The 21987-nt window shown below is 63.7% G+C and carries 20 protein-coding genes; 16 read left to right on the forward strand and 4 right to left on the reverse strand.

The window, feature by feature from the left end; all coding sequences use genetic code 11:
* The 11 genes from KIP88_RS32885 to KIP88_RS32935 all read left to right on the forward strand — a co-directional run bounded on the left by KIP88_RS32885 (window position 1) and on the right by KIP88_RS32935 (window position 11637).
* On the forward strand, window positions 1-882 hold the full coding sequence (locus KIP88_RS32885) for a MoxR family ATPase (protein ID WP_214492313.1): 882 nt from the start codon (window positions 1-3) through the stop codon (window positions 880-882).
* Complete coding sequence (locus KIP88_RS32890; protein WP_214492314.1) at window positions 879-1997, forward strand: VWA domain-containing protein; 1119 nt, start codon at window positions 879-881, stop codon at window positions 1995-1997. The genes KIP88_RS32885 and KIP88_RS32890 overlap by 4 nt, the downstream gene beginning before the upstream one ends.
* A complete protein-coding gene (locus tag KIP88_RS32895) occupies window positions 1994-2884 on the forward strand; it encodes an amidohydrolase (RefSeq protein WP_214492315.1) in 891 nt (296 codons plus the stop codon). The genes KIP88_RS32890 and KIP88_RS32895 overlap by 4 nt, the downstream gene beginning before the upstream one ends.
* A 28-nt stretch (window positions 2885-2912) precedes the next feature.
* A complete protein-coding gene (locus KIP88_RS32900) occupies window positions 2913-3761 on the forward strand; it encodes an MBL fold metallo-hydrolase (protein ID WP_214492316.1) in 849 nt (282 codons plus the stop codon).
* Between the two features lie 19 nt (window positions 3762-3780).
* Window positions 3781-5358: an isochorismatase family protein gene (locus KIP88_RS32905; RefSeq protein WP_214492317.1), complete on the forward strand. Its 1578-nt coding sequence runs from the start codon at window positions 3781-3783 to the stop codon at window positions 5356-5358.
* Between the two features lie 13 nt (window positions 5359-5371).
* On the forward strand, window positions 5372-5998 hold the full coding sequence (locus KIP88_RS32910) for an FMN-dependent NADH-azoreductase (RefSeq protein ID WP_214492318.1): 627 nt from the start codon (window positions 5372-5374) through the stop codon (window positions 5996-5998).
* 89 nt (window positions 5999-6087) lie between these two features.
* On the forward strand, window positions 6088-7101 hold the full coding sequence (locus KIP88_RS32915; protein ID WP_214492319.1) for an NAD(P)-dependent alcohol dehydrogenase: 1014 nt from the start codon (window positions 6088-6090) through the stop codon (window positions 7099-7101).
* 394 nt (window positions 7102-7495) lie between these two features.
* Window positions 7496-8557, forward strand: coding sequence for an efflux RND transporter periplasmic adaptor subunit (locus KIP88_RS32920; protein WP_214492320.1), 1062 nt, complete (start codon window positions 7496-7498; stop codon window positions 8555-8557).
* A gap of 49 nt (window positions 8558-8606) precedes the next feature.
* Window positions 8607-9287: an ABC transporter ATP-binding protein gene (locus KIP88_RS32925; RefSeq protein WP_214492377.1), complete on the forward strand. Its 681-nt coding sequence runs from the start codon at window positions 8607-8609 to the stop codon at window positions 9285-9287.
* Entirely contained in the window at window positions 9284-10444 is a 1161-nt protein-coding gene (locus tag KIP88_RS32930) for an ABC transporter permease (protein ID WP_214492321.1), read from the forward strand. The genes KIP88_RS32925 and KIP88_RS32930 overlap by 4 nt, the downstream gene beginning before the upstream one ends.
* 2 nt (window positions 10445-10446) lie before the next feature.
* Window positions 10447-11637: an ABC transporter permease gene (locus KIP88_RS32935; protein ID WP_214492322.1), complete on the forward strand. Its 1191-nt coding sequence runs from the start codon at window positions 10447-10449 to the stop codon at window positions 11635-11637.
* Window positions 11638-11642: 5 nt separating this feature from the next.
* Here KIP88_RS32935 and KIP88_RS32940 read toward each other — a convergent pair whose 3' ends face one another.
* Window positions 11643-12620, reverse strand: coding sequence for a tripartite tricarboxylate transporter substrate binding protein (locus KIP88_RS32940; protein WP_214492323.1), 978 nt, complete (start codon window positions 12618-12620; stop codon window positions 11643-11645).
* Window positions 12621-12843: 223 nt separating this feature from the next.
* Here KIP88_RS32940 and KIP88_RS32945 point away from each other — a divergent pair, with 223 nt between their 5' ends.
* Window positions 12844-13788: a LysR family transcriptional regulator gene (locus KIP88_RS32945; RefSeq protein ID WP_214492324.1), complete on the forward strand. Its 945-nt coding sequence runs from the start codon at window positions 12844-12846 to the stop codon at window positions 13786-13788.
* A 339-nt stretch (window positions 13789-14127) separates the two neighbouring features.
* Window positions 14128-16806 carry an alpha/beta hydrolase fold domain-containing protein gene (locus KIP88_RS32950; RefSeq protein ID WP_214492325.1) on the forward strand — a complete coding sequence of 893 codons (2679 nt, stop codon included), beginning with the start codon at window positions 14128-14130 and terminating at the stop codon, window positions 16804-16806.
* Between the two features lie 57 nt (window positions 16807-16863).
* On the opposite strand, the gene KIP88_RS32955 is transcribed toward KIP88_RS32950, so the two are convergent.
* Window positions 16864-17250: a TfoX/Sxy family protein gene (locus KIP88_RS32955; protein WP_214492326.1), complete on the reverse strand. Its 387-nt coding sequence runs from the start codon at window positions 17248-17250 to the stop codon at window positions 16864-16866.
* Window positions 17251-17409: 159 nt separating this feature from the next.
* Between KIP88_RS32955 and KIP88_RS32960 the strand changes: the two genes are divergently transcribed.
* The 3 genes from KIP88_RS32960 to KIP88_RS32970 all read left to right on the forward strand — a co-directional run bounded on the left by KIP88_RS32960 (window position 17410) and on the right by KIP88_RS32970 (window position 19266).
* Window positions 17410-17793 (forward strand): nuclear transport factor 2 family protein, encoded by a 384-nt coding sequence (locus KIP88_RS32960; protein ID WP_214492327.1) that lies wholly within the window; start codon window positions 17410-17412, stop codon window positions 17791-17793.
* 37 nt (window positions 17794-17830) lie between these two features.
* A complete protein-coding gene (locus tag KIP88_RS32965; protein ID WP_214492328.1) occupies window positions 17831-18331 on the forward strand; it encodes an L-2-amino-thiazoline-4-carboxylic acid hydrolase in 501 nt (166 codons plus the stop codon).
* Window positions 18332-18414: 83 nt separating this feature from the next.
* Window positions 18415-19266, forward strand: a complete 852-nt coding sequence (locus KIP88_RS32970; RefSeq protein WP_214492329.1) for a phytanoyl-CoA dioxygenase family protein — start codon at window positions 18415-18417, stop codon at window positions 19264-19266.
* 34 nt (window positions 19267-19300) lie between these two features.
* Here the strand turns inward: KIP88_RS32970 and KIP88_RS32975 are convergent, their stop codons facing one another.
* A complete protein-coding gene (locus tag KIP88_RS32975) occupies window positions 19301-20965 on the reverse strand; it encodes an NAD(P)/FAD-dependent oxidoreductase (RefSeq protein ID WP_214492330.1) in 1665 nt (554 codons plus the stop codon).
* A gap of 164 nt (window positions 20966-21129) precedes the next feature.
* On the reverse strand, window positions 21130-21861 hold the full coding sequence (locus tag KIP88_RS32980; protein WP_214492331.1) for a gamma-glutamylcyclotransferase: 732 nt from the start codon (window positions 21859-21861) through the stop codon (window positions 21130-21132).
* Between the last annotated feature and the right edge of the window lie 126 nt (window positions 21862-21987).

Consider the following 21987-nt stretch of genomic DNA (forward strand, 5'->3'; position numbering starts at 1 on the left):
ATGGCGGTCCGCGGCAACATCGTCGGCATCGACAGCCCGGAGGCGCTCGAACGGGCGTTGCGAACGGCGTATTACCTTGCCGACGAAGGCCTCGCGACGGCCGCCTATCTGGCGCTCGCCCTCGGCAAGCCGCTGTTGCTGGAAGGCTCGCCCGGTGTCGGCAAGACCGAAGCCGCAAAAGCCATCGCCGCCGTCCTCGGCCGCCGCCTGATCCGGCTGCAATGCTACGAGGGCATCGACGCATCAGCCGCGCTCTACGAGTGGAACTATCCGCGCCAGATGCTCGCGATCCGCCAGGCCGGCGAGGAAAGCATCGACATCTATGGCGAGACTTTTCTGATCGAGCGGCCGATGCTCGCTTCCTTGCGCGCGCCTGACTCCACGGTGTTGCTGATCGACGAAATCGACCGCGCCGACCAGGAGTTCGAGGCGTTCCTGCTCGAATTCCTCTCCGACTTTCAGATTTCCATTCCCGAACGCGGCACGGTGCGCGCCGCGGAACGTCCCGTCGTCGTGCTGACCTCGAACCGCACGCGCGACCTGCACGAGGCGTTGCGCCGCCGCTGCGTCTATCACTGGATCGAATACCCGACGGCCGAGCGCGAGGCGCGCATCGTGATGATGCGGGCGTCGAGCGTCGCCGAATCCACCGCACGCGCCGTCGTCGCCGCCGTCGGTAGGCTCCGGCGCGAGCCGCTGAGCAAGGCGCCGGGTATTGCGGAAGCCGTGGACTGGGCCGAAGCGGCCACGCTGTTGCACGAGCGCGGCGCGCGCTGGCCGGATGCCTTCAAGCGCTCGATCGGCGTCGCGCTGAAGGACGAGGAAGACCTTACCTTCATCTCCGGCCGCCTCGACGCGCTGATCGCGGAGGCGGCGGCATGAGTGAAGCGTTTCAATTGCCGCACGCCGCGCGCGTCTTCGTGTCTTTTGTCGCACTGCTGCGCGCCAATGGTTTCGCCGTGGCGCCGGAACAGACGATAGCATTCCTGGCGGCGATCGAGCTGCTCGGCCCGCGCAGCATGAAGGCGATCCACCTCGCAGGCTTGGCGACGCTCGCCCCGCCGCCGGAACGGCGCGCGACATACGACCGGCTGTTCGACATCCATTTCCTCGGTAGCGAAGCGATCGATCATGCGGGCGCGGAAGATGAAGAAGTGGTTCGCCTGCAGGAGGAAGGACGCGGCGAGGACGAAACGCTGCTGGCCGACGAAGCCAACGAATCCGGCCTTGTCGCCGCCCGCGCCGAGGCGCTGGTCGAACGCCGCTTCGCGGCAAGCGCGACCGGCGATGCGTTGCGAAAACTGTCGCGCGAGGCCCCCGCCCGACTGCCGCGGCGGCGGGGACATCGCCGCATGCGCGCCCGCCGCGGTCCCTGGGCCGATCTGCGCCGTACCCTGCGCGAGAGCGTACGTAACGATGGCGAAGTGCTGCGGCTCGGACGGCTGAAGCGGCGCGCCCGGCCGCGCAAGGTCTTGTTGCTGATCGACGTCTCCGGCTCGATGAAGGGACGCACCGACGACAACATGAAGCTCGCGCATGCGCTATCGCACACAGCTCCCAATGTCGAGGTATTCACCTTCGGCACAAGGCTCACCCGCGTCACCCGCGCGCTTCGTCTCAAGCGCCGCGAGCAGGCGCTGTCCGCCGCCGCCCATCTCGTCAGCGACTGGGACGGCGGCACCCGCATCGGCGACGCGCTGCAGGCCTTCCTGGCAGTGCCCCGGTTCGGCAGCTATGCGCGCGGCGCCGCGGTCGTCATCGTCTCCGATGGGCTGGAGCGCGGCGATCCCTCGGCCCTGCGCGACGCGGTCGCAAAATTGTCACGACGCGCCTGGCGACTGAGCTGGCTGACGCCGCTCGCCGCCGGCCCCGGCTTTCAGCCGCAGACCGAAGCGCTGATCGGGATCCGGCGTTTCGTGGATGATCTGGTCGACGGCGGATCGTCAGCCGCGATCGTTTCGCATGTGCTCTCGCTTGGACAAAGGAAGGCCGCGTGACCGAAATCGTCGATGCCCATCATCACATCTGGCGTCAGGCCGACCTGCCCTGGCTGAGCGGCCCGATGCAGCCGCGCATCTTCGGCCGCTACGAGCCGATCCGGCGCGACTATCCGATCCAGGAATATCTCGCCGACCTCGCCGGCTCCGGCGTAACGCGCTCGGTCTATGTGCAGACCAATTGGGCCAACGACCGCTTCGAGGACGAAACCGCCTGGGTGCAGGAGACCGCAAAGGACCATGGCTGGCCGCACGCCATCGTCTCCTATGCCGATCTTGGCGTCGATGACGTCCGCCCACAGCTCGATCGCCTGGCGCACTATCCGCTGGTGCGCGGCGTACGCATGCAACTACACTGGCACGAAAACCCGCTCTATCGCTTTGCCGCGCGGCCGGACCTCTGCACCGATCCGCAAATCCGGCGCAATATTGCCCAGCTCGCCGATTACGGCTTCAGCTTCGACCTGCAGGTATTCGCGCCGCAGATGGCGGATGCCGCCGGTCTCGCCGAAGCCTGTCCTGACGTAACCTTCATCCTGCAACACGCCGGCATGCTGGAAGACCTTTCACCTGACGGCCGATTCGCCTGGCGCGCTGGAATGATGCAGCTTGCGGCCTGTCCGAATGTCGTCTCAAAACTTTCCGGGCTCGGCACCTTCATCCACCGCAACGATCCCGCGCATGTATTCGACGTCCTCACCGAGACGGTGACGATCTTCGGCGCCGACCGCTGCCTGTTCGGCTCCAATTTTCCGATCGAAAAACTTTGGACCAGCTATCGCGAACTGATCGACGCCTATCTCGCCGCGACAGCACACCTTCGTGCGGATCAGCGCGATGCCGTTCTGCGAACGACCGCCGCGCGTGTTTACCGGCTGGACACATAAGCGAATAAGTGGATTCGGGGAGAGACACATGCCGCTTGAAATCAAGATTTTGGACTATGGTGATATCGAACTGGAATCGAGCTTTCTCGTGCTCGGCCGCGATTGCGGCCGCACCCGCCGTGTCCTGACGCTGGGCTTTCTGATCGTCGGCGGTCCCTATCCTGTCGTGGTGGACACCGGCTACCGCTCCAACCAGATCATGGAAACGCTCGGCATGCGCGGGCTTCAGTTCCACGAGAACATGATCGAGAACCAGCTCGCGCGCCACGGCGTGCGCATGGGCGACGTCCGCTACGTCTGCCATACCCATCTGCATATCGATCACGCCGGCAAGGACGACCTGTTTCCGATGAACACGACGGTCGTGCTCAACCGCAAGGAGCTGGAATATTCCGTCTCCGGCCTGATGCACCCGCAATATCCGGCACCCGATATCAAGCATCTGATCGATCGTCTGCACACCAAGAGCGCGCTGCGCTTCCTCGATCTCGAAGTGACCGGCCCGGTCGAGCTGATGCCGGGCGTCTATTGCGACGCCGCCAACGCCCACACCGAAGGCTCGATGAACATCCACGTTCATACCGCTGACGGCATCGCCACCATCTGCGGCGATGTGATCTACGACTTCAACGACCAGATCGTCACGCCCTTCAACGAGATCCACGACGCCGAGCCGCGCACAACAGGCAATCACGGCACCAGCAAGCGCGCGGAAAAGGCCGCGATCAAAAAACTCCTGAGCAACTCGCGCTATTTGCTTCCGGTGCACGACCGGCCAGCCAAGATCGAGGGCGGCATGGTAGTCGGCCGGCTGCACGATCAGGTGCCCGGCCCGGTGGTTCAGAGCCTGCCGCAGCGCAACTGGTTCCCGGCCTGAGCGCTGAAAGGACGGACCGATGACGCACGTCACGCTGCGCCCGGAATTCGAAACCCTGGTCGACCCCTATGCGCCCGTCGGCCAGGTCGGCACCGGCTTTGAATTCACGGAAGGCCCGATCTGGCATCCGGTCCATCATTTTCTATTGTTTTCGGATATGCCGGCCGATGTCCGCCGGCGATGGGATGCCAAGCGCGGCGTCGTCGAGGCCAAGCGTCCTTCGAACAAATGCAACGGCATGACCTATGACGCGGAGCTCAACCTGATCGTCTGCGAGCACGCCACCTCGTCCTTGATCCGCGAACGTCCCGATGGAAGACGCGAGGTGATCGCCTCGCATTTCGAAAATCAGGAACTCAACAGCCCGAACGATGTCTGCGTACATTCGAACGGCGCGATCTATTTCAGCGATCCCTGGTACGGCCGCATGCCGGTCTATGGCGTCGAGCGGCCGCGCCAACTTGGCTTCCAGGGCGTCTACCGCGTTCCATCAGGCGGCGGCCCGCCAAAGCTGGTGGTCGACCGCCATCTGTTCGACCAGCCGAACGGGCTCTGCTTCTCGCCCGACGAGCGCCTGCTTTACGTCAACGACACCACGCAGGCACTGATCCGCGTCTTCGACGTCGAGGCCGATGGCTCGCTCGCCAATGCGCGCGTCTTTGCCAGCGGCATTCGCTCCGAACTCGAACCCGGCCTGCCCGACGGCATGAAGTGCGACCAGCGCGGCAATGTCTGGGTCACCGCGCCCGGCGGCGTCTGGGTCTATTCGCCTGCCGGCGAGTTGCTCGGCAAGGTCCGCGTTCCCGAGCTCGTCTCCAATCTCGCCTGGGGCGGACCTGAGTTTCGCACGCTCTATCTGACTGCGACACATTCGGTGTACGCGATCCCGGTCAAGGCTGGCCCGCGCCACGAACCCTATATGAGCGGCCGGACTTCGACCGGTCCTGATGCCGGCTCTGCTGCGCCCGCCTCGCCTCAACTGGCCAGTGGCGACATGCAGCTCGATCCACGGCGCTGCGCGATGATCATTCAGGATCTGCAAAACGACGTGATCATGGAGGGCGGCGCGTTCGCCGATTCCGGCTCGCCTGGGCACGCGCGCCAGCAGCGGGTGGTCGACAATGTCCGCCGCCTCGCCGAGGCGGCGCGGGCGCGCGGTGTCGTCATCATCCATGTCTGGTTCATCGTCGAGCCGGGCGCGCCCGGCGTCACACTCAATGCGCCGCTGTTCGAAGGACTGGTCGATAGCAACGCGATGGTGCGCGGAAGCTGGGGCGCCGCGCCGGTTTCGGGGCTCGAGCCGCGCGCCGGCGATTTCGTCGTCGAGAAGATGCGCATGAGCGCCTGGGAAGGCACGCGGCTGGAGACCATTCTCAAGGCGACTGGCCGCGACATGATCATCAACACCGGCGCCTGGACCAACATGTCGGTCGAGCACACCGCCCGCACCGGCGCCGACAAGGGCTACTTCATGATCGTTCCCGAGGATTGCTGCTCGACGATGAATGCGGACTGGCACAACGCCTCCATCAACTTTGCGATGCAGAACGTTGCCGTCGTCACCAACGCGGATGCGGTGCTCAGGGGACTGGGATGACCAGAGCTCGGCCATGCCAAAACTCTTTCACCTGAGCTGCTCGCCGCGGGCCGACTCGGAATCCTCCGCCGGCGCGCGGGTCTTTATTGATCGCTTCCGCGAGGCACGGCCGGACTGGGACATTGACGTGATGAACCTGTGGCGGGATCACCTGCCGGAGTTCGAGGGTTATGTACTGGAGGCCAAATATGCCCGCATCGGCGGCCGGGCATTCACGGATTCGCAGCGCGACGCCTTTGCGGTCACCGAGCGCATCGCACTCCGGTTCGCGCTCGCCGACCGCGTGCTGATTTCGACGCCGATGTGGAATTTTGGCATTCCCTACAAGTTGAAACAATGGATCGACGTGATCACGCAGCCCGGGCTGGCGTTCCGCTTCGATCCGGCGCAAGGGTATCTGCCGCTGTTCAAGGACAGGCCGACGATCGTGATCCTGGCGAGCGGCAGCGATTTCATCACCGGCATGAATCGCGGCCGCATCGACATGGCGACGCCCTATCTGCGCGAGGCGCTCCGCTTCATCGGCGTCAACGACGTGCGCTTCGTGCCGATCGGCCCGACCACCGGGCCGACGGAGCCGATTCGCGCCGCACGCGAAGGTGCGCATCGGCGGCTGGCCGAGATGGCCGCGCGATTCTGATCCGTAGGCTTGGCGGAATCAAAGCCTTGGCGGAACCGGAACATTTGCGGCAGTATCGCGCTTACCCGGTTGCGCCAAGGAGAACCCCGTTGAAGTGCTACGAGCTACAGGGACCGAGCGGAATCGATGGGCTTGCCCTCGTCGACAAGCCCGTGCCGGAGCCCGGTGACGGCGAGGTGCTGGTTCGGCTCAAGGCGGCAACGCTGAACTATCGCGATCTTCTCACCGTAAAGGGCGGTTACGGCTCGCGTCAGAAGTTTCCGCTTGTGCCGGTGTCCGACGGCGCCGGCGTCATCGAACGCGTCGGCCCGGGCGTGCGGGAATTCGCAGCCGGTGACCGCGTCATCGGCAGTTTCTTCGAAAGCTGGATCAGCGGCGAGCCCAGCCAAGCAAAGATGCGCGCAAACCTCGGCGGCGCGGTGGATGGCGTCCTCACCGAGTATCGGATCTTTCCAAAGCACGCGCTGGTCCGAACGCCGGAGCACCTCAGCGACATCGAAGCCGCCGCGCTGCCCTGTGCCGGGGTCACGGCCTGGAGTGCGGTCGTCAAGCTCGGCGGCGTGAAACCCGGCCAGACCGTTCTGACGCAAGGCACCGGCGGGGTATCTCTCTTCGCACTTCAGTTTGCCAAAATGTGCGGCGCGCGCGTCATGGCGACCTCGTCCAGCGACGCCAAGATCGAACGTCTCAAGACACTCGGCGCCGACTTTACATTGAACTACAGAGCGACACCCGACTGGGGAAAGAAAGCCCGCGAGTGGAGCGGCCACGGCGTCGACCTGGTCGTCGAGGTGGGCGGGGTCGGGACGCTGAACGAATCGATCAGGGCGACCAGGATCGGTGGCACGATCGCGTTCATCGGCGTGCTCGCCGGGCCGCCGCCGTCCGACTCGCGGCTGCCGTTGATGGTCATGCAGCAGCAGCGGCTGCAAGGTGTCACCGTCGGATCGGTCGAAGACCTCAAGGCGATGGCGGATGCGATTGCGGTTCACCGAATGAAGCCGGTGGTCGACAAGACCTTTTCGTTCGATCAAGTGAAACAGGCGTTTGCCCATATGGAAAGCGGCGCGCATTTCGGAAAAGTGGCGATCGAGATCGGCTGACCGCGACATTTCGCCATCGAATGCCGATTTCAGCGACAGGTTCCAGCTGCAAGATTTTGCCGAGTTTTGAGCGTATTCGGGGATCGACAGGCGTCTACGGAAAGGATCCTCGATGCTCATGGCCACAACTGGCAACACGGAGCGTACAACTCTTGCTGGTTCCAGCAATTGCTTCCGCCGCCATTAGGCTTTAGATATCCGCCATTCGCGTCGTCGAAAACCAGCGCCGCCTGGCGCTCGCGGGCGCTTAGCGTGATTTGCAACCGAGCTGGGGACACCGCCTCCACGGAGGGCTTGAGGGCCTGCCCCCTTCTACGGCGAGACATGTAGACCGGCTGTGAGCGAGACTGCCCGCGCGAAAACGATGCAGCGAGCAGCCGGATGGAAATGAATGATGACCGAAGACAAGAGCAAATTGCTGAGATCGCTTTCGATCGATCGCAGCGCCAACAAGCCGGAACGGTCCAATCGCCGCTGGTTGCCGATCTCGGCGGCGATTGTCGCATGCGTCGTCGCATTCGCCGCCTTTGGTGCTTACGAGTTCCGCCGGCAGGACCCGCCGAAGGAAACCGCATCGCAGATCGCACAACAGCCCGCCGCGCAGCCACAGACACCCCAGCAGCCCGCACCGAACAACAAGGCGGCCGGCAATCTGGCGGCCTCCGGCTATGTAGTCGCGCGCCGCAAGGCAACCGTCGCAGCCGAGATCACCGGAAAGGTGGTCGCGGTCTTCATCGACGAAGGCATGACGGTGACCGAGGGGCAGATCGTCGCGCGGCTCGACAGCGTGCTTGCCGAAAGGGACTATGAGCTGGCCCGCTCGCGCGTCGAGACGGCCGATGCCGCGATCGCCGCGATCACCGCCGATCTGGAGGACGCGACCCGGATCATGACGCGGATACAAACACTCTCGCAAAAGAATTTTGCGACCGAGGCCGACCTGACCAAGGCGCAGGCCCGGGTCGGTGTGCTCAGTGCACAATTGCGCCAGGCGAGGTCGCAGTTCGAGACCGCCAAGATCGACGCCAAGCGCAGCGCCTCGATGCTCGACAAGCATCAGATCCGGGCGCCGTTTGCCGGCGTCGTCATCGACCGCAGCGCGCAGCCGGGCGAGATGATTTCACCGATGTCGGTCGGTGGCTACACCCGCACCGGCATCTGCACCATCGTCGACATGGATTCGATCGAAATCGAAGTCGACGTCAACGAAGCTTTCATCGGCCGCGTCGTCCCCGGCGGCGCCGTGAACGCGATGCTGGATGCCTATCCGGACTGGACCATTCCCGCCTCTGTGATCGCCATCGTTCCGACCGCGAACCGCGAGAAGGCCACGGTCAAGGTGCGCATCCGCTTCGACAAGAAGGACCCGCGCATTCTGCCCGACATGGCGGTGAAGGTGAATTTCCTGGCTGACGCCAAGGTAAAGGGCACCACCGAGACCACCGCCGCGAACTAGCCTCCAGCCGGAATCCTCAAGGGAGACAAGCGTGACAGCCGAGCATCCGATGGTTCGCCTTACCGGCGTAGCTAAGCGTTTCACCAAGGGAAAAGAGACGATCTCGATCTTCGATCATCTCGATCTGGCGATTCCCCGCGGCGATTTCATCGCGGTGATGGGGCCGTCCGGTTCGGGCAAGACCACGCTGCTCAACCTGCTGGGTGGCATCGACCGCGCCGACGCCGGCGAGATCGCGGTCGCGGACCATCGCATCGACGGTCTCTCCGAGGGCGAACTTGCTGCCTGGCGGGCCGCCAATATCGGCTTCATCTTCCAGTTCTACAATCTGATGCCGATGCTGACCGCGGCGCAGAACGTGGAGCTGCCGCTGTTGCTCACCAGGTTGAACCGCAAGGAGCGCGCCGAGCGCGTTCACACCGCGCTTTCCGTGGTCGGGCTCGCCGATCGTATCAAACACCGTCCGCGCGAAATGTCGGGCGGCCAGCAGCAGCGCGTGGCGATCGCGCGCGCCATCGTCTCGGATCCGAACCTGCTGCTGTGCGACGAGCCGACCGGCGATCTCGACCGGCAATCCGCCGACGAGATCCTTTCGATCCTGCAACTGCTCAATGGCGAACTCGGCAAGACCATCGTGATGGTTACGCACGATCCTGCCGCGGCAAACTATGCCAAGCGCGTCCTGCATCTCGACAAGGGCCGTTTCGTCGAACGGGAGCTTGCCGCGTGAACGACTTCGACCTGGTCCGGAAAAACCTGTTCCGCCGCAAATTGCGCGCGGTGCTGATGATCGTGTCGATCCTGATCGCCTTCATGATCTTCGGCGTGCTCGCGGGATTTTACCGCGCCTTCACGGCCGGCGAGGATGCCGCCGCGGCGGACCGGATGATCACCGTCAACAAGATCAACTTCACCCAGCCGATGCCGATAGCGTACTTCAATCGCGTGCGCGCGATCGAAGGTGTCCGGCAGGTGACCTTCGCCAACTGGTTCGGCGGCTATTATCAGGACCCGAAGAACTTCATCATGGCGCTCGCGATCGAGCCGAACACCTATTTCGACGTGTACCGCAGCGAGTTCGAGGTTCCGCCCGACCAGCTTCAGGCCTTCACCCGCGACCGCGGCAGCGCGGTGGTCGGCGAAAGCCTGGCGCAGAAATGGGGCTGGAAGATCGGCGATCGCATCCCGATCGCGAGCAACATCTTCAGCCAGAAGAGTGGCGGACATACCTGGGATCTCACCGTCGCCGGCATCGTCAAGGGCAAGGCCGACCACGTCGACACCAACTTCCTCCTGTTCCAGTACCCCTATTTCGACGAGACCCGTAGTTTCGGCAAGGACACCATCGGCTGGATGATCCTGCAGACCACCTCGCCTGAGAACAACGATCGCGTGGCAAAGGCGATCGACGCGATGTTCGCCAATTCCACCGCCGAGACCTCGACCGATACCGAAAAGGCGTTCGGCAAGGCCTTTGCGGCACAGTTCGGCAATATCGCGCTGATCGTGCTCTTGGTGGTCGGTGCCGCCTTCGTCACCATCCTGATGATCGTCGGCAATACCATGGCGCTGTCGATCCGCGAGCGTACCCGTGAGATCGGCGTGCTGAAGACGCTCGGCTTCTCAGGTCCACGGATCCTGGCGATGGTGCTCGGCGAATCCGTGTTGCTGGCGCTGCTCGGCGGCATTCCTGGCCTCGCAATTGCGGCGCTGATCGCGATGGCGCTCCGCACCAGCCTCTCTAGCATCGCGCCCGCCTTTGCCGTATCGCCGACTATCGCTCTGCAGGGGCTTGGGCTCATGATCGCGCTCGGGCTGATCACGGGTATCATTCCCGCGCTCAACGCCATGCGGCTCAAAATTGCAACCGCGCTCGGACGGGGATAGGCATGCATTCGCTCTGGCTTCAAGTCGCGGCCGTCACATCAATCAATCTCAGGAGCATTGGACAGCGGCGATGGCTCTCGCTCTCGACAGTGATCGCGATCGCTCTGGTGGTGATCGTCCTCCTCGCCTTCCTGGCGATGGCCAACGGCTTCCAGCGCACCATCGCAGGCGCCGGCGCCGATGATATCGCCATCGTGCTGCGGGCCGGCTCGCAGGCCGAAATCAACAGCACGGTGAGCCGCGATCAGGTGCGGCTGATCGAGGACGGTCCCGGCATCGCCCGCGGCAGCGACGGCAAGCCCCTGATCTCGCCGGAACTCTATCTTGTGGTCGACGGCATCAAGCGCTCGACCAAGACCAAGGCCAACCTGCCGCTGCGCGGGATCGGCGAACAGGGCAGCGCGCTGCGCAAGGACATCACCATCACCGAAGGCCGCATGTTCAGCCGCGGCAGCAATGAGGTGGTGGTCGGCAAGGCATTGCAGCGTCAATTCGAGGGATTCGACCTCGGCAGTACCGTGTCGTTCGGCGCCACGCGCTGGAACGTCGTCGGCGTGTTCGACGCGGGCGGCAGCGTATTCGAGTCCGAGATCTGGGCCGATCTCAATGTGGTGCAGAGCCTGTTCAACCGCAACAACATCGTCCAGACCGTGCGCGCACGCCTCACCGGACCGGCCGCACTTAATGAACTCAAAAGCTATAGCGACAACGATCCGCGGCTGAAGCTCGACGTCAAATCCGAAGCAGCCTATTTCGCCGAACAGGCCTCGCAGACCTCCGATCTGATTCAGAAACTCGGCTGGCCCTTGGCGATCGCGATGGCGCTGGGTGCGGTCGCCGGCGCGCTCAACACCATGTATTCGTCGGTCGCGGCCCGCGCGACGGAAATCGCAACGCTGCGCGCCATCGGCTTCGGCGGCTTCCCCGCTTTTGTCGGCACGCTGGCCGAGTCGCTGTTGCTTGCCGCCATCGGCGGCCTGTTGGGCGCCGCCGCCACCTATCTGATTTTCGACGGCGTTACAGCGTCGACCCTTGGCGGAAACTTCACCCAAGTGGTGTTCGACTTCAAGCTCAGTCCCTGGCTGATCGCCGAGGGCGTTGTGCTTGCGCTGATCGTAGGCCTGATCGGCGGCTTGTTTCCGGCCCTGCGGGCCGCGCGACTGCCGATCGTCGAAGGCCTGTACGCGCACTGAGTTTTCTATTCCCCCTTGAGGCCGGCCGCGCGGATCACCTCGCCCCATTTGCGCGTCTCGTCGTCGATGAACTTTCCGAACTCGGCGGCCGTGCCTGAGCGCGCTTCCAATCCCTGGGCGAGCAGCTTCTGCTTCACCTCGGGATCGGCAAGGACGCGAATAACCTCCGCCTGCAAGCGATCGACGATTGCGCCCGGCGTTGCCGCCGGCGCCATGAAGCCGTACCAGCCGGAAGCGATCACGTTGGAAAGTCCCTGCTCACGCAAGGTCAGCGCCTCGGGGTAGATCGGGCTGCGCTCGGCCGACGCCACACCCAGCACGCGCAACTGCCCGCTCTGGATGTGCGGCAAGGCCGTGCTGATCGCGGTCAACGTGGCGTCGAGACGGCTCGCCAGCAGTTCCGTGTAGGCCATGTTATCGCCGCGAAAGGGAACGATGAGGCCTTTGACGCCGGCGTCCCTGAACAGCAGTTCGGCGGCCAGATGCGGTTGCGAGCCTGCGCCCGGAGAACCAAAGGTCAGGCCCTCCGGCTTCGACCTGCCGTAGTCGATCATTTCCTGAAGGGTCTTGAAAGGCGCCTGCGCGTTGACCACCAGGAACAACGGCGCCAGCATGGCCATCGCCACCGGCTGCAAATCCTTGCGGTTGTAGTTCAGCTTCTCGAACAGGGCTTCGGCCGTCGCAAACGGCGCGGCCGCATAGAGAAAGGTGTATCCGTCCGGCGCTGCGCGCGAGACCAGTTCGTTGGCGACGCGGGTGCCCGCGCCCGGCTTGTTCTCGACGATGAACTGTTGGTTGAGGCTGCGCCCGAACTGCTCGGCCAGGATACGCAACGAGATGTCGCTCGCCCCGCCCGCCCCGTAAGGCGACACCAGCCGCACGGTCCGCGACGGCCAACTGCCCTCGGCAAATGCCTGATGGTGTGGACCTGCGGCGAAACCGGCGGCGATGGTCCCCAGCAGGGTTCGGCGTGTGACTTTCATGAATGCCTCGTTGGATTCCTTGGGAAGAGCAGCCGCCTGAAGGTGCGGTGCGTCCTTCCCGTTTCATCGAGCCGCGTTGGCGCGATCGCATTGCTGGATCGCCGGGCCTTCGTCGTATCGAGGCTGCAACGATAGAGAGGCGACTTCTATCGAACAATGTGTATTTTTTGACCGATTGATAAGCTTGGCCTATGAATACCGAAACGGGGCTGGGAGGCGCGACATGGCGATGGATGTGACACTGCGGCAGTTGCGCGCCTACGTGGCCGTGCTGGAAGCCGCAAGCTTCTCGGAAGCCGCCAAGACCATGCATTTGTCGCAAGCGGCGCTCTCAGGGCTGATCAAAGAGCTCGAGAGCCGTGTCGGCGTCCGGCTGCTGGACCGGACGACGCGAAAAGTTTCTGCGTCAGCCGTCGGCGAGACTTTTGCACCGATGGCGCGGCGTGTGCTCTCAAACCTGGACGAGGCGCTCGACAACCTGACCAACCTCAAGGAGCTGCGCCGCGGGCTGGTGCGTGTCGCGGCCCCCGAAACACTATCCTGCACGCTGCTGCCGGAGCTGATCGCCGGATACAACAACAGCCATCCCGGCGTTGACGTCCGCTTCGACGACGTGCCGATTCAGGAAGTGCTGGCTGGCTTACAGAACGGCTCTACCGATATCGGCTTCGGCCCGGCCGGCGTCGTTCCGGACCAATCGGTCGAAGTGCACATGATTTGCGCCGATCCGCTCTGGGTGGCGTTGCGCAGCGATGACCCGCTGACAAAGGGCAAGTCGGTCAGCTGGAAGGATTTGCGCGAGCGGCCCCTGCTCAACTACATGCCCAACATCGCCATCAACGTGTTGAGCAACGTGCCGCCCCGGCATCAGCCTAAGGAATTGGTGCCGGTGCACCGGGTGAACACGGCATTATCGATGCTGCGGGTGCGACAAGGCGCCGTGATCTGCCCCTCGATGGCGGAGCCGCTGGTGCGCGGCTTCGGGTTGACGTTCCTGCCGCTGCTGCAACCGGCCGTCAAATGGAGGATCGCGATGTTCGTAACGAACAGCGCATCGCTCTCGCCCGCGGTGGAAAGCTTTCGCGACTTCACGCTGGATTTCAGCCCGAACTGGGCAGCGATCGGCAACGAGCGCCGCCGCATGAGCGAACGGCGCAAGCGCGGATAACGAATGAGCGCGCGACACCCTCACATGTCGTCCCTGCGAACGCAGGGACCCATACCGCGTGATCTCTCGATAAGACAGGTCGCAGACGCATTTCGCAAAACTTCCGCCGGTGGTTATGGGTCCCTGCGCCCGTGCGCAATTGCGCACTAGGCAGGGACGACGTTGAGAGAGCGCAGAGTGTGGCGGGTAAGTCGCTGCTTCATACGGAGAAATTCGCGAAAGCGTGGACCTGGAAGATCGCATCTGCACGAATCATCCAGCGATTGCATTTGTCCTGATGACAAACTGAACCCGCGGCAGTAGCCTCTCCCAAAATATAAAACGCACGGGAGGAGTAGCATGCCAGACGCAGCGGTCGCAGCACGTTCTTCTGAATCAACGAACAGCCGTACGACGCAACAGGTCGATGTCGCCGTCGTCGGCGCCGGGTTCGCCGGCCTTTATCTCCTGCATCGCCTGCGCAAGGCCGGCTTCACCGCTGTCGTGATCGAGGAGGCCGGCGACGTCGGCGGCACCTGGTACTGGAACCGCTATCCCGGCGCACGCTGCGACATCCAGACCATGGACTACAGCTACACGTTCGACCCCGAACTCGATCGCGAATGGACCTGGTCGGAAAAATACGCAACGCAACCGGAAATCCTGCGCTATTTCGGCTTCGTCGCCGACCGTTATGATCTCCGTCGCGACATCCGCTTCGGCACCAAGGTCAAGGCCGCGAACTGGGATGACACGAGTGAGCGCTGGCAACTCGTCACCGACAACGGTGCGAGCGTATCCTGCCGCTATTACATCATGGCCACCGGCTGTCTCTCCACGCCAAAGCCGCCGGAGATCGACGGCGTCAACGATTTCAAGGGGGCGGTCTATTTCACCGGACGCTGGCCGCATGACGGCGTCAATCTCGCAGGCAAGCGGGTCGCCGTGATCGGCACAGGATCATCGGGCATCCAGTCTATACCGCTGATCGCGGAGCAGGCCGCGCACCTCACCGTGTTCCAGCGTACGGCGAGCTTTGCCCTGCCCGCGCATAACGGTCCGGCGCCCGACGATCGCAAGACCTACTTTGAGGCTGACCGCGCCGCCTATCGCGAGCAGGCGCGCTGGTCTCTCGCGGGCGTGCCGTATCCGCAGGAGATGGCGGTGAGCTGGCAATTGAGCGATACCGAGCGCCGCGAGCGCTTCGAGAAGGCGTGGGCGGCCGGCGATCTCGTCCATATCCTGACCCAGCTCTGGGCCGACCAGGGCGTCGATGTCGACGGCAACGCGCTGATCGGCAAGCTGATCCACGAGAAGATCCGCTCCGTGGTGAAGGACGACGAGACTGCCGCGGCGCTGAGCCCGCATGACCATCCATTCGGCTCCAAGCGGCCCTGCCTCGATACCAACTACTATGCGACCTACAACCGCCCCAACGTCACGCTGGTGAATCTGCGGCAGGAGCCGATCAAGGCGATCACCGCCTCCGGCATCGTCACCGACAAGCGCAGCGTCGATGTCGACGTCATCGTGTTCGCGACCGGCTTCGATGCCATGACCGGCGCGATGATGGCGGTGCATCCGATCATCGGACGGGCCGGCAAGTCGTTGTCGAGCGTCTGGGCCCAGGGACCGCAGACCTATCTCGGCCTCACGGTCGCGGGCTTCCCCAACCTCTTCATGATCACCGGCCCCGGCAGCCCATCGGTGCTGTCGAACATGGCGGTCTCGATCGAGCAGCATGTCGACTGGGTGGTCGATCGTCTGGCAGCGTTGCGCGAGGCCGGCTTCACGACCATGGAAGCAACTGAAACCGCGCAGGCCGGCTGGGCACGGCACATGGCCGATTGCTCGATGATGACGCTGCATCGGCTGGCCAACACCTGGTACACGGGCGCCAACGTTCCCGGCAAGGCGCAGGGCGTGATGCCCTATACCGGCGGCGTCGGCCCCTACCGCAGCATTTGCAACGAGGTCGTCGGCGGCGGCATGCTGGGCTTCAAGCTGTCAGGCCCCAATGTTGCCGAGCAATGCAACGACGGTGAGGTGGTTCGCCTGCAACCGGACGTGCGGCTGGTGCTGGGCATGCTGGCGGAGATGAATCTTCCGCAAATCGAACAGCTTGGTGCGCAAGGCGCGCGCGGCTTCCTCACCGAATTCAACAAGGGACGGCCGGCCGGCCGCCCGGTCGGCGAGGTCGGTAGCGGCGCGCTGCAAGGCGCCGACGGCCCGCTGCCCTACCGTCTCTATCGGCCGGCGACGCCGGGGCCGCATCCGATCGTGGTCTATTTCCACGGCGGCGGCTGGGTCTTGGGTGACGAGCAATCCGACGATCCGTTCTGCCGCGACATCTGCCGCCGCAGCGGAATGATCGTGGTCAGCGTCGGGTACCGCCATGCGCCCGAGCATCGCTTCCCGGCCGCGGCCGAGGATGGCTATGCGGCGACGCGCTGGATCGCCGAACATGCGGCCGAGCTCGGCGGCAAACCGGGACCGGTGCTGGTCGCAGGCTGGAGCGCCGGCGCCAACATCACCGCCGTCACCTGTCAGCTCGCGCGAGATCGCGGCGGCCCGCAGATAGCCGGCCAACTCCTGGTGTGCCCCGTCACCGATTGCAGATTCGACCGCCCCTCCTACACCGACAATGCGGTCGGCTATTTCCTGACACGATCGATGATGTTCTGGTTCTGGGACATCTATTGTTCGCCCGCCGACCGCACCGATCCGCGCGTGTCGCCGCTGCGCGGCAATCTGGCCGGCCTGCCCCCGGCGTTCGTGGCAACTTGCGAGTTCGATCCGCTGCGCGACGAGGGTATCGAATATGCCGAGGCGATGGCTGCCGCCGGTGTCCCGGTCGAGCAACTACAGGCGCGTGGCCATATCCACACATCCCTGATGATGGTGGATGTGGTGATCACGGGCGTCAGCGGACGAGCGAAGATGGCCGAGGCCCTGCGCGGTTTTGCGGGATTGCCTCGGAAATTGGAAGAGAGTGGCGAGGACGCTTCGCCGATCGCGGTGAACGCTGCCGCGGGATAGCGTGCAAGGCAGGCAATAGCTTGGGCGACTTGAGCTGAGTATCTCAGGTCTGGTTGCTCAAGAGCGTTTGCGTTGCCTTGACGCTTTGGGCTGCTTTGGCGCCGGCCTCTTGGCCGCAACCCGGTGTGCCGCCGCCAGCGCGGCGCGAGCCCATGCGATGAGTTCATCGGGTTCGTCGAACAGCCGCTCCGGCACGCGCCAGAATGCGAGGTCGATCATCTGGCCCTTCTTCGCGTAATTGAGCGGCGGAAACGCCTCGGCTTCCCTGAACGTCTCCCGGTTCTCATCATCCACGCGGAAATACAGCGTGTTCTCCGTCACCATCCCCAGCATCACCCCGTCGCAGAACACGCCGGTCTTGCCGAACATGCGCCGTAGGGTGATGCGGCCAAGCGGCGCGAGTTGCTCGCGCAGAAACTCGGCATAGGTTTCGCTGGCAACCATCCTTCTATCCGGCTTGGTTCAGACTGTCATGCAATAGATTTTCTACGTCAACCGCTCAACGAATTTCGCTTATTGTCGCCGTGACGTCCGCAATATCCGGGCTTCTTGCCAGATCGCGCAAGATCTCCCATCAAAAGAAAACATCGGAAATCAGATCTCATGACCGGTACAGACGACGCAAAAGCCATCGAAAGCGTGATCCAGTCCTACCTCGACGGTCTCCACGAGGGCGACGCCGACAAGATTGCCAGCGCCTTTCATCCGACCAGTGCGCTGACCAGCATCGCGGACAACGGTGAACTGACGATCACGCCGCGCGACGTCTGGCTGAACAACGTCCGGAACAGGCCGTCGCCGAAGCAGCGGGGCCTGTCGCGCCACGATGAAGTGCTGTCGATCGACCTCGTCGGTCCGACGATGGCTTACGTCAAGCTCAAATGCGCGATTCCGCCGCGCTTCTTCACCGACCAGCTCTCGCTGTTGAAGATCGACGGCCGCTGGCAGATCGCACAAAAGGTTTTTATGACCGAGCTGCGGGAATAGTCTGCCGCAGGCCGGGCCTTATGGGAGGAAGCCGGCGATGAATGTACTCGACGATTACATGGTCGATCCCCGCCTGTCGCTTCTGGACAAGACGCGGATCCAGGCCCAGGTGCTGGTGCCGGTGCTGCAGGCGTTGCGCACGGAATTGGGCCGGGAAAAGGCCGACGCGATTGTGAGGCAAGCCTTGCGCGACTGGTCGAAGCAACTGTTCGCCGCCGTGGGCGAGCGCGTCGAGGGTAGCCCGCGGCGCAAATGGGCGGCCATGCACACCGCGCTCGCCGAAGTCACCGAACGCGAGGTGACGGTGGAGATGAACAGGCACGACAAGGAAGCGCTGGAATTTGACGTCACGCATTGCCGTTTCGCGGAATTCTTTCGCGCGCTCGGCGAGCCGGAACTCGGCGCGCTGCTGGTCTGCGCCACCGACTTCGATATCGTTGCGGCCGGTGGCAGCGAAGTCGGCCTCACGCGCGACCAGACCCTGATGCAGGGCGCGCCGAGCTGTACGTTCCGCTACAGGTTCGCGCCGCGATCATAAATACCTCGTGAAAAGCGCTCTCAATTGCGTATGATGTTTCGCAAAGAAGCCGTGGTCTTACCGGCTCGCAAGGGAGAGCGCCGATGGCAACGACAGCGGAGCAAGCATCACCCTGGCTCAACGGGCGATCATTCGCCTCCTTAAGGGAAGAGTTCGACCGCAGCGGTTACCTGATCTTCGAACGCGTTCTTCCGCCCGAGCGCGTCGCTGAAATCCGAGCGGCGCTGGCGCCGCATCTGGCGCGCGATCTGCTCGGCCGCAACGATTTTGAAGGCACCAAAACCAACCGGGTGTACGCCCTACTGGCGAAATCGCCTGTCTTCGCGGAGCTCGCGATCCATCCGCTCACCATGGCCTTTGTGGAAGCCGAACTCGGCGAGAGCTGCCTGCTGTCCGCCATGCTCGCGATCAACCTGCATCCCGGCGAGACGGTGCAGCCCTGGCACTTCGACGACGGCGCCGCGAAGATTCCGCGGCCCCGCCCAGCCCTCGGCATCAGCACATTCTGGGCGATCGACGACACGACCGAACAAAATGGCGCCACCGAAATCATTCCGGGAAGCCATCTGTGGGACGGGCAATATATCGAGGGCGCGCTGCAGCCTGCTCATTTCACCAACCAAGCCGAGCACGATGAGGGCAACAGGGCGGACGCCGTCAAGCTGATCATGCCGTCGGGATCGCTGGCGATCACCAAGGGAACGCTGTGGCACCGCGGCGGTGCCAACCGGTCAGACCGGCCGCGCCTGATCGTCACGCCGCAATATTGCGTGGGCTGGGTGCGGCAGCTCGAGAATATGGCGCTCGCCGTGCCCGCCGACGTGGCGAGCCAACTGCCGGAGCGTGCACGCGAGCTGATCGGCTACTCGATCCATCCGCCGTTCATGGGTTATGTCGACGGCGTTCATCCCAGGCGCCTGCTGCGCATGCACTGACTGGTGCAAGGGCGCCGCGGCCTCTCCGCGCGCCTTACTCTGCGGCGGTCGCGGACCTCACAGATGCCCGCGCGTCCGCATCGAACACGATGCCCTCATAGCCCTTCTGTGCAACGTCGGTTATGGCGGCGACGTACTTTGGCGTACCGCCATTATAAACGAGATAACGTGTCTTGCCGTGTTCGTGGCCGGGGATGTTGGAATTGTACCCGGTGAACCAGGACTTGGCTTTGCGCATCAGCATGATGGCGTACATCTTGGTCACATGCGCGGTCCAGCGCGCCTGCGCCTCGGCCGTTGGCTCCGCTCGCGTGTAGCCGCGGCGCCAGATGTGCTCGAGCAGGCCCATGCACCAGCCGACGCCGTTCTCTATGCCGCGCGGAAAATTCGTCGAGGCCGAACCGCTCTGCGGCCCGGTCGGCATCAGCAAATTCGGAAAACCGTGGGCCATCATGCCGAGAAAGGTCGAGGGCCCGTCGCGCCATTGGTCGGCCAGTTTCACCCCGCCGACGCCGGTGATGTCGATTGCATCGAATGAGCCGGTGATGGCATCAAAGCCCGTGGAATAGACCAGAATATCGAGTTCGTAATCGCGCGCACTGGTGCGCAGGCCAGTCGCGGTCACGCACTCGATCGGGGTCTCGCTGATGTCGACGAGGTGCACATTGTCGCGGTTATAGGCCTCGAAGTAGTTGGTCTCCAGCGGCACCCGTTGCACGCCAAAACCATGATCCCTGGGAATCAGTTTCTCCGCCGTCACCGGGTCCTTCACCCGCCGGCGGATGCGGTCAGCGATGTAGGCGGAAAACTCGGCGTTGGCCGCCTCGTCGGTAAAGATCTCGCGAAAGTTGCTCAGCCAGATGCCGAAGCCGGGCTCGTCATAGAGATTGTCCCACAGCGCCAGCCGCTCCTCGCGCGTGGCCTCATAGAAGCCGCGCCGGTCCGGCTCGTGCTCGAAGCCGCCGGGGGTCCGCTTGCAGGCCGCGAAAATTTCGTCGTAGCGCGCGCGAATGTCGGCCATGTCTTCATCCGAGATCGGGCTGTTGTTGAGCGGCGCACTCCAGTTCGGACGCCGCTGAAACACGGTCAACTCGCCGACCTTGTCCGCGATCTCGCCGATCACCTGGATTGCGGTCGCGCCGGTGCCGATGATGCCGACCCTCTTGCCGGCCAGCTCGACCGGCTCATGCGGCCAATGAAACGTGTGAAACGAGCGTCCCTTGAAGGTCTCCATGCCTTCCAGGCGCGGCAGCGTCGGCGTCGACAGCAACCCGATCGTGAGGATGACGAACCGGCAGGACAGCTCACGGCCATCGTCGAGCCGGAGCCGCCACAGATGATTTGCCTCGTCGAACCTTGCCTGTTCGACTTTGCGGTTGAACCGCATGTATTTGCGCAAGTCGAATTTATCGGCGACGTAGTTCAGATAGCGCAGGTTCTCCGGTTGCGCCGAGAACCGCTCCTTCCAGTGCCACTCATTGAGCAGCTCCTTGGAGAAAGAATAGCCATAGGTGTAGCTCTCGGAATCGAAACGTGCGCCCGGATAGCGGTTCCAGTACCAGGTACCGCCGAGGTCCGGCGCGGCATCCAGCACAAGGGCATCCACCCCGAGATCGGCCAGCCGCTTGATCTGGTAGATGCCCGACACGCCCGCGCCGACGACGACGACCTCGTAGTGTGGCTTGATGTCCCCGGTCATGCACGGCTTCCGTTGTTGTTTCTTGGACGACTTTGGCGCGGTCGGGGTCGACTATACCCAATAATTCTCGTCCTGCACTTGCGTCAGGATGCCGGGTTGCGCCGCGAAAACGGTCGCTCAAACATTGTTTGAAAGCGGCGCGTGTCGCCTCCCGCCTGGCTGCGTCACATGCCCGGCGCAACGCCGATCTCAGCATGTAGCTGCGCAACATAGGGATCCTGTATCCCCAGCGCTTCCAGCTGCGTCGCCAATTGCACGAGATATTCCCTGTTGGTACCGAGGATGCCCTTCCCGCTCGCGATCAGGCGCGCGGTCTCGGCAAACGACAATTCACCGACATAGCTTGGATGCGAAGGGTTCGAGACGAAGGCGAGCGCATCGATCGGCCCCTGCGGTGTGGCCATCGGCACCATCGCCGGCGCATAGCCGCCGCGCAGCATCTCGCGGCGCCACAGGATCGCGGTTTCGGCATGAACGAAATCGGCGGCTATGCGGAACGCCAGCCCGCGGCAGCATCCTTGCCGCGGCTCCAGCGAAAGCATCAGTGCCGGATAGTCATGCGATCCGCGGCCGAGATTGATCTTCAGCGTGAAGCGGCGCTGGTAGCTCTCAACGTCGGCAAGCCGAACTTCGGCGAAATGAAACCCGGGGTCCCACATCAGCGAGCCGTAGGAATAGATCCAGAGGTCGCAGCCTGCCTTGTGATCGCCGAGCACCGCAAGCCGTGACGCCTCGATCACCTCGTCCGACAGCCGCCAGTCCGCGGGCCATCCCGCGGCCCGCATACGCTGCTCCCACATCGAAAACATCTCCGGCGTCAGGCGCAGCCGCGATTTTTCCGGATGCGTTACCCGGGTCCGAAGCTCTGGCAAATGAATGAATGCGTCCGCGGTCAAGCCGGCATGCCCCTCTTGCAGATGCGGCAATCCTCCGCAATGTGCCATTGTCGGCCGCCTGGCGCCAACCTTGACGACGAACGAATGTGGTCCCCTTGCATGTTATTCTGTCATGGCTCGCCCAGG

Source organism: Bradyrhizobium sp. SRL28 (assembly GCF_018596315.1).
Lineage (GTDB): Bacteria > Pseudomonadota > Alphaproteobacteria > Rhizobiales > Xanthobacteraceae > Bradyrhizobium.

Bases quoted from the DNA above. Each gene is read 5' to 3' on its own strand.
- KIP88_RS32885 (WP_214492313.1), top strand. From the start codon at position 1: ATGGCGGTCCGCGGCAACATCGTCGGCATCGACAGCCCGGAGGCGCTC.
- KIP88_RS32890 (WP_214492314.1), top strand. From the start codon at position 879: ATGAGTGAAGCGTTTCAATTGCCGCACGCCGCGCGCGTCTTCGTGTCT.
- KIP88_RS32900 (WP_214492316.1), top strand. From the start codon at position 2,913: ATGCCGCTTGAAATCAAGATTTTGGACTATGGTGATATCGAACTGGAA.
- KIP88_RS32905 (WP_214492317.1), top strand. From the start codon at position 3,781: ATGACGCACGTCACGCTGCGCCCGGAATTCGAAACCCTGGTCGACCCC.
- KIP88_RS32910 (WP_214492318.1), top strand. From the start codon at position 5,372: ATGCCAAAACTCTTTCACCTGAGCTGCTCGCCGCGGGCCGACTCGGAA.
- KIP88_RS32920 (WP_214492320.1), top strand. From the start codon at position 7,496: ATGACCGAAGACAAGAGCAAATTGCTGAGATCGCTTTCGATCGATCGC.
- KIP88_RS32925 (WP_214492377.1), top strand. From the start codon at position 8,607: ATGGTTCGCCTTACCGGCGTAGCTAAGCGTTTCACCAAGGGAAAAGAG.
- KIP88_RS32935 (WP_214492322.1), top strand. From the start codon at position 10,447: ATGCATTCGCTCTGGCTTCAAGTCGCGGCCGTCACATCAATCAATCTC.
- KIP88_RS32940 (WP_214492323.1), bottom strand. From the start codon at position 12,620: ATGAAAGTCACACGCCGAACCCTGCTGGGGACCATCGCCGCCGGTTTC.
- KIP88_RS32945 (WP_214492324.1), top strand. From the start codon at position 12,844: ATGGCGATGGATGTGACACTGCGGCAGTTGCGCGCCTACGTGGCCGTG.
- KIP88_RS32950 (WP_214492325.1), top strand. From the start codon at position 14,128: ATGCCAGACGCAGCGGTCGCAGCACGTTCTTCTGAATCAACGAACAGC.
- KIP88_RS32955 (WP_214492326.1), bottom strand. From the start codon at position 17,250: ATGGTTGCCAGCGAAACCTATGCCGAGTTTCTGCGCGAGCAACTCGCG.
- KIP88_RS32960 (WP_214492327.1), top strand. From the start codon at position 17,410: ATGACCGGTACAGACGACGCAAAAGCCATCGAAAGCGTGATCCAGTCC.
- KIP88_RS32965 (WP_214492328.1), top strand. From the start codon at position 17,831: ATGAATGTACTCGACGATTACATGGTCGATCCCCGCCTGTCGCTTCTG.
- KIP88_RS32970 (WP_214492329.1), top strand. From the start codon at position 18,415: ATGGCAACGACAGCGGAGCAAGCATCACCCTGGCTCAACGGGCGATCA.
- KIP88_RS32975 (WP_214492330.1), bottom strand. From the start codon at position 20,965: ATGACCGGGGACATCAAGCCACACTACGAGGTCGTCGTCGTCGGCGCG.